Source organism: Streptomyces cyaneus (assembly GCF_004028635.1).
Classification (GTDB): Bacteria; Actinomycetota; Actinomycetes; order Streptomycetales; family Streptomycetaceae; genus Streptomyces; species Streptomyces cyaneus.
This window is the reverse complement of record NZ_RQJW01000003.1, coordinates 1,358,608-1,370,370: the sequence shown is the minus strand read 5'-3', so window position 1 is coordinate 1,370,370 and position 11,763 is coordinate 1,358,608. Positions and strand designations below refer to the sequence as shown.

Genomic DNA, 11,763 nt, shown 5'->3' with positions numbered 1-11,763 from the left:
AGCCGAGGAGTGGCCATGACGCACCAGGTCCGTGCTGTCGTCGCGCGGGGCAAGGGCGCCCCCGTCAGCCTGGAAACGATCATCGTGCCCGACCCGGGTCCGGGTGAGGCGCTGGTGAAGATCGAGGCCTGCGGGGTCTGCCACACCGATCTGCACTATCGCGAGGGCGGCATCAACGACGACTTCCCGTTCCTGCTGGGCCATGAGGCCGCGGGCATCGTGGAGTCGGTGGGGGAGGGGGTCACCGACGTCGCGCCCGGCGACTTCGTGATCCTCAACTGGCGTGCCGTGTGCGGCCAGTGCCGTGCCTGTCTGCGCGGGGAGTCGTGGTACTGCTTCAACACCCACAACGCCAAGCAGAAGATGACCTTGCTCGACGGCACCGAGTTGTCGCCCGCCCTTGGGATCGGCGCGTTCGCGGAGAAGACGCTGGTCGCGGCCGGGCAGTGCACCAAGGTCGACCCGACCGCGTCGGCGGCCGCCGCCGGTCTGCTGGGATGCGGCGTGATGGCGGGCATCGGTGCCGCGATCAACACCGGCAACGTCGGCCGGGGCGACTCGGTCGCCGTCATCGGCTGCGGTGGTGTCGGGGCCGCGGCGATCGCCGGGGCGAATCTGGCGGGCGCGGCGAAGGTCATCGCCGTCGACATCGACGACCGCAAGCTGGAGACCGCCTCGAAGCTGGGCGCAACCCACACCGTCAACTCCAAGTCCGCCGACGCGGTCGAGGCGATCCGCGAGCTGACCGGCGGCCACGGCGCCGACGTCGTCATCGAGGCGGTCGGCCGCCCGGAGACCTACAAGCAGGCGTTCTACGCCCGCGACCTCGCCGGCACGGTCGTCCTCGTCGGCGTGCCCACCCCCGAGATGAAGCTCGAACTGCCGCTGCTGGACGTCTTCGGGCGCGGCGGCGCGCTGAAGTCCTCCTGGTACGGCGACTGCCTGCCGAGCCGGGACTTCCCGATGCTGATCGACCTCTATCTCCAGGGCCGCCTGGACCTCGACGCCTTCGTCACGGAGACCATCGCGCTGGACGAGGTCGAGAAGGCCTTCGAGCGGATGCACCACGGCGACGTGCTGCGTTCGGTGGTGGTCCTCTGATGGCCGCCCGCATCGAACACCTCGTCACCTCGGGGACGTTCTCCCTGGACGGCGGCACCTGGGACGTCGACAACAACGTGTGGATCGTCGGCGACGACACCGAGGTGATCGTCATCGACGCCGCGCACGACGCCGACGCCATCGCCGAGGCCGTCGGCGACCGGCGCCTCATCGCGATCGTGAGCACCCACGCGCACAACGACCACATCGACGCCGCGCCCGAACTCGCGGCCCGCACCGGCGCCCCGGTCCTCCTGCATCCGGACGACCTGCCGCTGTGGAAACAGACCCACCCCGACCGGGCGCCGGACGCCGAACTGACCGACGGCCAGGGCCTCACGGTGGCGGGCGTCGAGCTGACCGTGCTGCACACGCCCGGCCACGCCCCCGGGGCGGTCTGTCTGTACGCACCGGCCCTGAAGGCGCTCTTCAGCGGCGACACCCTGTTCGCCGGCGGGCCGGGCGCGACAGGGCGGTCGTACAGCCATTTCCCGACGATCATCGACTCGATCCGGGACCGGCTGCTGACGCTGCCGGCAGACACCGTCGTGCACACGGGGCACGGTGACAAGACCACCGTCGCAGCCGAGGCCCCGCACCTGCAGGAGTGGGTCGACCGCGGTTTCTGACGCCCGCCTGCGACCCTCACACGCCCGCCCTCGGCTCGCGTTCGCCGCGAGCCGAAGCGGCGGGCTGTTGTTGTTCTATGTGAGCTCAGTTTTTTATGGCGCAACGAGATGAATGGCCTCAGAGGGCCCTCTGAACGCCTTGACAAGGGTTCTGGGCCGCCCCCAGACTGATGTTGCGCTTACCGCAATCCGTTTCGTTATACGCACCGAGGTGTCATGATGATTCCCGCGTGCCGTCTCGAGGACCTTCCGCGAGGCGAGGCCCACCGGCTCGACATCGATCCGCCGGTTTCGGTGTTCCACACCGACGACGGCGAACTCTTCGCCATCGACGACACCTGCACCCACCAGGACGCGTCGCTCGCCGACGGCTGGCTGGAGGGCTGCGAGGTGGAATGCCCGCTGCATGCTTCCAAGTTCGACCTGAGGACCGGCGCGGTCGACGCCCCGCCGGCCAAGCTCCCGGTCCGGACGCACGAGGTCGTCGTCGAGGACGGCATGATCCACGTCCGTCTGTCCATGGACGCGCCCAACCTGCCGCCCTGCATCTCGGCCCGGCTCGCCGGGGGTCCCGCGTGAGAACGGTCGCCGTGGTCGGCGCCTCGCTGGCCGGGCTGTCGGCGGCGCGCTCACTGCGCAAGCAGGGCTACGGCGGCAGGCTGGTCGTCATCGGGGACGAGCTCCACCGCCCCTACGACAGGCCCCCGCTGTCCAAGGGGTTCCTGGCCGGCACGCTCGGCGAAGCCGAACTCGCCCTGGAGACCGACGACGAGGACCTGCAGGCGGAGTGGCTGCTCGGCGTCCGGGCCACCGGACTCGACCACGCGCGGCGCGTCGTCCGGCTCGGTGACGGACGGGAGGTGCAGGCCGACGGCGTCGTCATCGCGACGGGCGCAGCGGCACGCATCCTCCCCGGGTCCGAGGGCCTGGCCGGAGTGCACACGCTGCGCACCCTGGACGACGCCCGCGCCCTGCGGGACGAACTGACCCGCGGCGGACGCCTGGTGGTGATCGGCGGAGGCTTCATCGGAGCCGAGGTCGCCTCCACCGCGTACGCCCTCGGGCACGACGTGACCGTCGTCGAGGCGGCCCCGACCCCGCTCGCCGGGCCGCTCGGCGAGACGATGGGCGCCATCGTCTCCGCCCTCCACGCAGACCACGGCGTACGGCTGGTGTGCGGCGTGGGCGTCAAGGGGCTGAGCGGGGAGACCCGCGTCGACGCCGTCCTGCTGGAGGACGGTCGCAGCATCCCCGCCGACATCGTGGTGGTGGGGGTGGGCGCCCGCCCGAACGTCGAGTGGCTGGAGGATTGCGGCATCGCTCTCGACAACGGCGTCAAGTGCGGCGCCGACGGCCGCACCAGCCTGGCCGGCGTGGTCGCGGTCGGTGACTGCGCCAACTGGTACGACCCGCGCGCGGGGTTCCATCGCCGCGTCGAGCACTGGACCGGCGCGCGCGAGCGCCCCGACGCCGCGGTCGCCACGCTGCTGGCGGGCGGTGCGCTGGAACCGGGTGTGCCCCGGCCGCCGTACTTCTGGTCCGACCAGTACGGCGTGAAGATCCAGTTCGCCGGTCACGCGGCCGGCGCCGACAGCGTCACCATCGAGGCGGGCGCCGCGGACGACCGCGACGTCCTCGCCGTCTACCGGCGGGCCGGAGACCCGGTCGCCGTACTCGGGATGAACCAGCCGCGGCTGTTCACGCGCTGGCGCAAGCAACTCGCCGCCACCGCGTCCTGATCGCGCCCGCATCTTGACACCGCCCGCATCTTGACACCGCCCCAGCGGCATCCAATGCTGCGGTTGCACATGGCACGCAGCGTTGCTCCATACACAACACCGTCCGGAGTCGCTCTCCCCGGCGCGTGAATGACCCCTCCACGACGTTCTCCCGAGGAGTGCACCGTGACCTCGACCAGCCTGCCGGACAGCCTGATCGCCACTCTCCCCGGCTCCTCCTACACGGACCCGGGGATCTTCGCCCAGGAGCAGGAGCGCATATTCGAGACCATGTGGTTCTGCGTGGCGCGCGCCTCCGAACTGGCGAAGCCCGGTGCCTTCCGCACCGTCGACGTGGGCCGCGAGAGCATCCTCGTCACCAGGGCGAGGGACAACAGCATCCGTGCGTACTTCAATGTGTGCCGGCACCGCGGAGCCAAGCTCTGCACCGAGGAGACCGGCGAGGTGAAGCGGGCCTTCCAATGCCCGTACCACGCCTGGACGTACGACCTGAACGGCAAGCTCGTCGCGGCACCCAACCTCACCAAGATGCCCGACGTGGGCCGTACCGAGTACGGCCTGGTGAGCGTGGCCGTGCGTGAATGGCTCGGCTATGTCTGGGTCTGCCTCGCGGAGAACCCGCCCTCCTTCGAGAAGGACGTCATCGGCGAGGTCGTCTCCCGCCTCGGCGACGTCGAGTCGATCGAGCGCTACGACATCGACAACCTCTCCGTCGGCAAGCGGATCACGTACGACGTGAAGTCGAACTGGAAGCTCATCATCGAGAACTTCATGGAGTGCTACCACTGCGCCACGATCCACCCCGAACTCACCGAGGTGCTCCCGGAGTTCGCGGACGGCTACGCCGCCCAGTACTACGTGGGCCACGGCGCGGAGTTCGGCGAGGAGGTCCAGGGCTTCACCGTCGACGGCTCGGAGGGTCTGGACCGCATTCCCGGGGTCGCCGACGACCAGGACCGCCGCTACTACGCGATCACCGTCCGGCCGCAGGTCTTCATCAACCTCGTGCCCGACCATGTGATCTTCCACCGGATGTACCCGGTGGCGGTGGACCGCACGATCGTCGAGTGCGACTGGCTGTATCTGCCGCACGTCGTCGAGAGCGGCAAGGACGTCAGCCGGTCCGTGGAACTCTTCCACCGCGTCAACCAGCAGGACTTCGACGCCTGCGAGCGCACGCAGCCCGGCATGAGCTCCCGTATGTATGCCAAGGGTGGTGTGCTGGTGCCCAGCGAGCACCACATCGGCGCGTTCCACGACTGGGTGAACGAGCGCCTGGGCACACCTCAGGGGTGAATCGGCCGATGACTCAGCCCAGGTAGCCCATCCGGTGGCTGATCTCCTGGGCGCCCTTGAGCAGCACCGGGGAGAGTTCGTGCAGGCGCTCCTCGGTCAACCGGTAGCCGGGCCCCGAGGCGCTGAGTGCCGCGATGACATCGCCGTCCCGGTTGCGGACCGGGGCGGCCATCGCGTGCAGACCGACCTCCAGCTCCTCCAGGGTGAAGGAGTAGCCCCGCTCCCGGGCCTCGGCGAGGTTCTTCTCGAGCTTCGTCTTCGCGGTGATGGTGCGCGGGGTGACCTTCTTCATGCCGGCCTCGGACAGCAGCGCGGCGCGCTCCTTGGAGGGCAGATACGCCAGCAGGATCTTGCCGCTGGAGGTGGCGTGCAGCGGGGTCAGCTGGCCGACCCAGTTGTGCGCGGTGATGGCTCCCGGACCCCGCACCTGGTACAGGTTGATCGCGTAGTGCTCCTGCATGACCGCGATGTTGACGGTCTCGCCGAGCTCCTCGGCCAGACGTTCGCAGACCGGCCGGCCCTGCTGGGTGATGTCGATACGGCCGGTGACCGCGCCCGCCAGGCGAACGATGCCGAAGCCGAGCCGGTACTTGCCGCGCTCGCCGGCCTGCTCCACCAGACCGCGCGCCTCCAGGGCACCGAGCAGGCGGAAGGCGGTGGACTTGTGCACCTCGATCTCGCCCGCCACCTCGCTGACGCCCGCTTCGCCACGCTGAGCGAGGATCTCCAGGACGCTGATGGCGCGGTCGACCGACTGGACGCCGCCCGTTTGCGAATTCGACGTTTCTGTGTCAGGGCTGTAGTTGCTCACAGTGAAACTATACGCGTAGTAAACAACGTCACTGCAAGTAACGCCGCCGAAACGAAGACCCAGAAGTTGCGCCGTTCGCAACCTGGTGCGTATGACGCTACTGGGTCTAGCATGCCTCGCACATCTACGGCGCGAGCGAGACGAGGCACCATGGCTCCCTTGCAGTACGACTTCGTCATCGTCGGCGGCGGTTCGGCCGGCAGTGCACTGGCGAACAGACTCTCCGCCGACCCGGCCAACCGGGTCCTGGTCCTGGAGGCGGGCCGGTCGGACTACCCGTGGGACGTCTTCATCCACATGCCCGCGGCGCTGACCTACCCGATCGGCAGTCGGTTCTACGACTGGAAGTACGAGTCCGAGCCCGAGCCCCACATGGGCGGCCGACGCGTCTACCACGCGCGCGGCAAGGTGCTGGGCGGCTCCAGCAGCATCAACGGCATGATCTTCCAGCGCGGCAACCCCATGGACTACGAGCGCTGGGCCGCCGATCCGGGCATGGAGGCATGGGACTACGCGCACTGTCTGCCGTACTTCCGGCGCATGGAGAACTGTCTCGCGGCCGACCCCGACGACGAGTTCCGCGGCCATGACGGCCCTCTCGTCCTCGAACGCGGGCCGGCGACCAACCCCCTGTTCAGCGCCTTCCTCAAGGCCACCGAGGAGGCGGGCTACGCGCCCACGGACGACGTCAACGGCTACCGGCAGGAAGGGTTCGCCAAGTTCGACCGTAATGTCCACCGTGGACGCCGACTCTCGGCCTCGAAGGCCTACCTGAAGCCGGCGATGAAGCGGCCGAACCTCACCGTCAAGACCCGCGCCCTCGTCACCCGCGTCCTCTTCGAGGGCAAGCGCGCCGTCGGAGTCGAGTACCAGCGCGGCCGGGGCGCGCTCCAGCAGGTCCGCGCCAAAGAGGTCATCCTGTGCGGCGGCGCCATCAACTCCCCGCAGCTGCTCCAGCTCTCCGGGGTCGGCAACGCCGAGGAACTGCGGGCGCTGGGCATCGACGTCGTGCACGACCTCCCCGGCGTCGGCGAGAACATGCAGGACCACTTGGAGGTGTACATCCAGTACGGCTGCAAGCAGCCCGTCTCCATGCAGCCGTACCTGGCGAAGTGGCGAGCCCCGTTCATCGGTCTGCAGTGGCTGTTCCGGAAGGGCCCGGCCGCGACCAACCACTTCGAGGCCGGCGGCTTCGCCCGCAGCAACGAGGACGTGGACTACCCCAACCTGATGTTCCACTTCCTGCCCATCGCGGTCCGCTACGACGGCTCCGTGCCCGCCGGCGGCCACGGCTACCAGGTGCACGTCGGACCCATGTACTCCGACGCCATCGGCTCGGTGAAGATCAAGAGCAAGGATCCGCGCGAGCACCCGGCGCTGCGCTTCAACTACCTCTCCACCGAGCAGGACCGCCGCGAGTGGGTCGAGGCGATCCGGGTGGCCCGCAAGCTCCTCAACCAGCCCGCGCTCGCCCCCTACAACGACGGGGAGATCTCACCCGGACCGTCCGTGGAGACCGACGAGGAGATCCTCGCGTGGGTGGCCAAGGACGGCGAGACCGCCCTGCACCCGTCCTGCACCTGCAAGATGGGCACCGACGAGATGGCGGTCGTCGACCCCACCAGCATGCGCGTGCACGGCGTGGAGGGCCTGCGGGTCGTCGACGCGTCGGTGATGCCGTACGTCACCAACGGCAACATCTACGCCCCGGTGATGATGGTCGCCGAGAAGGCCGCCGACCTGATCCTCGGCAAGGAGCCGCTGGCACCGTCGAAGGCCGCGTACTACCGCCACCGTGACGTCCAGAAGCAAACGGAGTAGGTGTTGAGTCCGACAGGGCTGAGGGAGCTGCTGAACAGCGTCCGCTACGAGGTGCTGCCCGCGAAGACGACCGAGGACAAGGTCCTCGCCCATGTCCCGCGCGACGTCGTCGTCACCGTGACGGCGTCGCCGGTCAAGGGCCTGGAACCGACCCTCGACCTCGCTACACGCCTCGCCGGGCACGGCTACCGGGTGGTTCCGCATGTGCCGGCGCGGCTGCTGCGGGACGACGTACACCTGAAAGAGGTCACGGGCCGGCTCCGGGAGGCCGGCGTGGACGACGTCTTCGTCCCCGCCGGTGACTCCGACCCGCCGGCCGGGGTCTACGACGGGGCGCTTCCGGTGCTGCGCCGGCTGAGCGAGCTGGGCAGCCCCTTCGCCCGCGTCGGCGTCACCGGCTACCCCGAGAGCCATCCGCTCATCGACGACGACGTCACCGTGCAGGCGATGTGGGACAAGCGTGAGCACGCCACGTACATCGTGAGCAACCTGTGCTTCGACCCGCGGGTGCTGGGGGAGTGGCTCGTTCGTATACGGCGCCGGGGCATCACTCTGCCGGTCCATGTGGGCGTCGCGGGGCCCGTGCAGCGGGCGAAGCTGCTGGCGATGGCCACGAAGATCGGGGTGGGGGAGTCGACGCGCTTCCTGACGAAGCACGCCTCGTGGTTCGTGCGTTTCGCGGCCCCCGGTGGGTATGCGCCCGAGCGGCTGCTGTCCCGCACGCAGGAGGCTCTCACCGCCCCCTCGGCGGGCGTGGCCGGACTGCACCTGTTCACGTTCAACCAGATCGCCGAGACGGAGCGGTGGCGCCGCGCGCTGCTGGACCGGCTGGGCGGCTGAACCGGGAGAAGGATGGCAACGAACACCGACTGGCAGCTGACCCGAACCTTCACCAGCACATCGGGCGACATCCGCTGGGACCGGCTGGGGCAGGCCGACGGCCCGCCGGTCGTCCTGCTGCACGGCACGCCCTTCTCGTCGTACGTCTGGCGTTCCGTGGCCCGTTCGCTCGCCCGGGACCACCAGGTGTTCGTCTGGGACATGCCCGGCTACGGAACCTCCGAGAAGGCGGCGGGGCAGGATGTGTCCCTGGCCGCGCAGGGCCGGGTCTTCACCGAACTCCTGGGCCACTGGGGCCTGGTGGAACCGCTCGTGGTCGCCCATGACTTCGGCGGTGCGGTCGCCCTGCGGGCGCATCTGCTGCACGGTGCCCGATACCGGGCCCTCGCCCTGGTGGATCCGGTCGCGCTGGCGCCGTGGGGCTCCCCGTTCTTCCGGCTCGTCGGCGAGCACGCCGACGTGTTCGAGCGGTTGCCGCCCGCGCTGCACGGCGCCCTGGTGCGCGAGTACGTCGGTTCCGCCAGCAGCCCCGGCCTGCACTCCGCGGTCCTCGACCGGCTCGTCGAGCCCTGGCTGGACGGCCCGGGCCAAGCGGCCTTCTACCGGCAGATCGCCCAGGCCGACCAGCGCTACACCGATGAGATCCAGGGCCGGTACGGCGAAATCGGCATGCCCACGCTCGTCTGCTGGGGCGAGGACGACACCTGGATCCCGGTGGCGAAGGGGCGCGAGCTCGCCGCTCTCGTCCCCGGCGCGCGGTTCGAACCCATCAGCGGTGCGGGCCACCTCGTCCAGGAGGACGCCCCAGCGGAACTCACGGCCGCGCTCATCGCCTTCCTCCAGCAGTCGCCGTGACCGGGGGCGGCGCGCCCGGCGTCGTATACGACCAGGGCGGGGCCCACGACAAGGGCGGGACCGGAATCCGGTCCCGCCCCGTTGTGCGGGCCTCTCAGCGGAAGACCACCGTGCGGTTGCCGTCCACCATCACGCGGCTCTCGCTGTGCCACTTCACCGCATGCGCGAGCACCTGCGCCTCCACGTCCCGACCGACCGTGACCAGGTCGCCGGGGTCGAGCGAGTGGTCCACCCGGACCACGTCCTGCTCGATGATCTGCCCCTCGTCCAGGTCCGGCGTCACATAGTGCGCCGTCGCGCCGACGAGCTTCACTCCGCGCCGGTAGGCCTGCTCGTAGGGGCGTGCGCCCTTGAAACTGGGGAGGAAGGAGTGGTGGATGTTGATGGCGCGGCCCTCCAGCTCCTTGCACAGGTCGTCGGAGAGGACCTGCATGTAGCGGGCCAGTACGACCAGGTCGACGTCCAGCTGACGCACGAGCTCCAGCAGCCGCGCCTCGGCTTCGGGCTTGGTGTCCTTGGTCACCGGGATGTGGTGGAAGGGGACACCGTACGTCTCCGCCAGCTTCTCGAAGTCCCGGTGGTTGGAGACGATCGCGGGGATCTCGATGTTGAGGGCGCCGGTGCGCCGGCGGAAGAGCAGGTCGTTGAGGCAGTGGCCGAACTTGGACACCATGATCAGTGTCCGGGTCGGTGTGGCCGCGCCGCTCAGCGCCCAGGTGATGCCGTAGGCCTGGGCCACGGGACCGAACCGGTAACGCAGCTGTTCGAGATCGACGTTCGGATCCGAAACGTCGAAGTGGACCCTCATGAAGAAGCGACCCTGAAGTCGGTCGTCGAACTGCTGGCTTTCCAGGATGTTGCCGGAGTTCCTGACGAGAAAGCCGCTCACGGCGTGCACCAGTCCCGCGCTGTCGGGACAGGAGAGGGTCAGGACGTACTCGCGGCCAGGGTGCGGTCGAGGGGACATGTGCGGCCTCCGTCGGTGCGTAATGCACAACATGGTGAGCGATACGCAACATGGTCGGCTCGGCGCCGCTTGTGGTCAAGGGCGGGTGGGTAAAGGCGCGCATGGCGAAATCGTCATCAGCCAACCTCTTGACGCCGGTCTGTCCATTCGACACTGTGTTCCACCACAAGCAATCGGGTGCACGATGCGCAACGAATTTCCATCGAAAGGCTCGTCGCGTGGCAGACCTGTACGTGGATGGCGAATGGCGGGATCCGGTCGCCGGTGGGCAGCGGGACATCCGATGTCCTGCCGACGGCACGCTTTCGGCGACCGTATCGGAGGCGACCCGCCCCGACACCGAGGCCGCGATCGCCGCGGCCCGCCGCGCCTTCGACGCGGGGGACTGGCCGAACACCCCCGAGCGTGAGCGCGGCGCGCTGCTGCTGCGCACCGCCGACATTCTCGAGCGCGACGCCAAGGTGTTCGCCCGCGCCGAGTCCTTCGACACCGGCAAGCGGCTGGTGGAGAGCGAGTACGACATCGCCGACGTCGTCTCCTGCTTCCGCTATTACGGCGGCCTCGCGGGCACCGACGCCGGCCGCGCGATCGACACCGGCCGCGACGACGCCATCAGCCGGGTCGGCTACGAGCCGGTCGGGGTGTGCGGGCTCATCACCCCCTGGAACTACCCGCTGCTGCAGGCCAGTTGGAAGGTCGCCCCGGCGCTGCTCGCCGGCAACACGATCGTTCTGAAGCCCAGCGAGCTCACCCCCTCCACTTCCATCCTGCTGATGAAGGCGCTGGAGGAGGCGGGGATCCCGGCGGGCGTCGCGAACCTCGTCCTGGGCACCGGGCCCGAGGTGGGCGCACCGCTCTCCGAGGACCCGGCCGTGGACATGGTCTCCTTCACCGGAGGGCTGGAGACCGGCAAGCGGATCATGGCCACCGCCGCCGCGACCGTGAAGAAGGTCGCGCTGGAGCTCGGCGGCAAGAACCCCAACGTCGTCTTCGCCGACGCCGACTTCGAGACGGCCGTCGACTTCGCCCTCACGGCCGTGTTCCTGCACTCGGGCCAGGTCTGCTCGGCCGGGGCCCGGCTGATCGTCGAGGACTCCCTGCACGACCGGTTCGTCGACGAGGTCGTCCGCAGGGCCCGGCAGATCCGCCTCGGTGGCCCCTTCGACCCCGAGGCCGAGACCGGAGCGCTGATCTCCGCCCAGCACCTGGAGAAGGTCGAGGCGTACGTCGCCGCGGGGATCGCCGAGGGCGCGGTACTGCGCTGCGGCGGCGCCCGGCCCGACGACCCCGCGCTGGCGAACGGCCACTACTACCCGCCGACCGTCCTCGACGAGTGCCGGCAGGACATGCGCGTGGTGCACGAGGAGTCGTTCGGGCCCGTGCTCACCGTGGAGCGCTTCACCGACGAGGACGATGCCGTACGCATCGCCAACGACACCGAGTACGGGCTCGCCGGAGCCGTCTGGACGCAGGACGCCGGCAAGGCCCAGCGGGTCGCCCGGCGGATGCGCCACGGCACGGTGTGGATCAACGACTACCACCCCTATGTGCCGCAAGCGGAATGGGGTGGCTTCGGGCACTCGGGCGTGGGCCGGGAGCTGGGACCGACCGGCCTGAACGAGTACCGAGAGCCCAAGCACATCTGGCAGAACATCCAACCCCGGCCGCAGCACTGGTTCCGCGGCTGAACGCCGAAAGAAGGTC

The 11,763-nt window shown here is 69.5% G+C and carries 11 protein-coding genes; 9 read left to right on the top strand and 2 right to left on the bottom strand.

The window, feature by feature from the left end:
- Positions 1-15 precede the first annotated feature (15 nt).
- From EHO50_RS14860 to EHO50_RS14840, 5 genes are all read left to right on the top strand, one after another.
- On the top strand, positions 16-1,101 hold the full coding sequence (locus EHO50_RS14860; RefSeq protein ID WP_128430549.1) for an S-(hydroxymethyl)mycothiol dehydrogenase: 1,086 nt from the start codon (positions 16-18) through the stop codon (positions 1,099-1,101).
- Positions 1,101-1,730, top strand: a complete 630-nt coding sequence (locus tag EHO50_RS14855; protein WP_128430548.1) for an MBL fold metallo-hydrolase — start codon at positions 1,101-1,103, stop codon at positions 1,728-1,730. The genes EHO50_RS14860 and EHO50_RS14855 overlap by 1 nt, the downstream gene beginning before the upstream one ends.
- 216 nt (positions 1,731-1,946) lie before the next feature.
- A complete protein-coding gene (locus tag EHO50_RS14850) occupies positions 1,947-2,309 on the top strand; it encodes a bifunctional 3-phenylpropionate/cinnamic acid dioxygenase ferredoxin subunit (RefSeq protein ID WP_128430547.1) in 363 nt (120 codons plus the stop codon).
- On the top strand, positions 2,306-3,469 hold the full coding sequence (locus EHO50_RS14845; protein WP_128430546.1) for an NAD(P)/FAD-dependent oxidoreductase: 1,164 nt from the start codon (positions 2,306-2,308) through the stop codon (positions 3,467-3,469). The genes EHO50_RS14850 and EHO50_RS14845 overlap by 4 nt, the downstream gene beginning before the upstream one ends.
- A gap of 165 nt (positions 3,470-3,634) precedes the next feature.
- Positions 3,635-4,765 (top strand): aromatic ring-hydroxylating oxygenase subunit alpha, encoded by a 1,131-nt coding sequence (locus EHO50_RS14840; RefSeq protein WP_128430545.1) that lies wholly within the window; start codon positions 3,635-3,637, stop codon positions 4,763-4,765.
- 13 nt (positions 4,766-4,778) lie between these two features.
- On the opposite strand, the gene EHO50_RS14835 is transcribed toward EHO50_RS14840, so the two are convergent.
- On the bottom strand, positions 4,779-5,576 hold the full coding sequence (locus EHO50_RS14835) for an IclR family transcriptional regulator (RefSeq protein WP_128430544.1): 798 nt from the start codon (positions 5,574-5,576) through the stop codon (positions 4,779-4,781).
- A gap of 150 nt (positions 5,577-5,726) precedes the next feature.
- Between EHO50_RS14835 and betA the strand changes: the two genes are divergently transcribed.
- From betA to EHO50_RS14820, 3 genes are read left to right on the top strand one after another with little or no spacing between them, the layout of a single operon-like run.
- The gene (gene betA / locus EHO50_RS14830) at positions 5,727-7,397 is read left to right on the top strand and encodes a choline dehydrogenase (RefSeq protein ID WP_128430543.1); all 1,671 of its coding nucleotides are present in this window, start codon (positions 5,727-5,729) and stop codon (positions 7,395-7,397) included.
- A gap of 3 nt (positions 7,398-7,400) precedes the next feature.
- Positions 7,401-8,237: a methylenetetrahydrofolate reductase gene (locus tag EHO50_RS14825; RefSeq protein WP_128430542.1), complete on the top strand. Its 837-nt coding sequence runs from the start codon at positions 7,401-7,403 to the stop codon at positions 8,235-8,237.
- Between the two features lie 12 nt (positions 8,238-8,249).
- Positions 8,250-9,092 (top strand): alpha/beta fold hydrolase, encoded by an 843-nt coding sequence (locus tag EHO50_RS14820; RefSeq protein WP_128430541.1) that lies wholly within the window; start codon positions 8,250-8,252, stop codon positions 9,090-9,092.
- Between the two features lie 94 nt (positions 9,093-9,186).
- Here EHO50_RS14820 and purU read toward each other — a convergent pair whose 3' ends face one another.
- Positions 9,187-10,059, bottom strand: a complete 873-nt coding sequence (gene purU, locus EHO50_RS14815; RefSeq protein WP_128430540.1) for a formyltetrahydrofolate deformylase — start codon at positions 10,057-10,059, stop codon at positions 9,187-9,189.
- Between the two features lie 218 nt (positions 10,060-10,277).
- Here purU and EHO50_RS14810 point away from each other — a divergent pair, with 218 nt between their 5' ends.
- Positions 10,278-11,747: an aldehyde dehydrogenase family protein gene (locus EHO50_RS14810; RefSeq protein WP_128430539.1), complete on the top strand. Its 1,470-nt coding sequence runs from the start codon at positions 10,278-10,280 to the stop codon at positions 11,745-11,747.
- Positions 11,748-11,763: the final 16 nt, after the last annotated feature.

What these genes read in the sequence shown, in the direction of transcription:
- EHO50_RS14860 (WP_128430549.1), top strand. Translation starts at nt 16, where the DNA reads ATGACGCACCAGGTCCGTGCTGTCGTCGCGCGGGGCAAGGGCGCCCCC.
- EHO50_RS14855 (WP_128430548.1), top strand. Translation starts at nt 1,101, where the DNA reads ATGGCCGCCCGCATCGAACACCTCGTCACCTCGGGGACGTTCTCCCTG.
- EHO50_RS14850 (WP_128430547.1), top strand. Translation starts at nt 1,947, where the DNA reads ATGATGATTCCCGCGTGCCGTCTCGAGGACCTTCCGCGAGGCGAGGCC.
- betA (WP_128430543.1), top strand. Translation starts at nt 5,727, where the DNA reads ATGGCTCCCTTGCAGTACGACTTCGTCATCGTCGGCGGCGGTTCGGCC.
- EHO50_RS14820 (WP_128430541.1), top strand. Translation starts at nt 8,250, where the DNA reads ATGGCAACGAACACCGACTGGCAGCTGACCCGAACCTTCACCAGCACA.
- purU (WP_128430540.1), bottom strand. Translation starts at nt 10,059, where the DNA reads ATGTCCCCTCGACCGCACCCTGGCCGCGAGTACGTCCTGACCCTCTCC.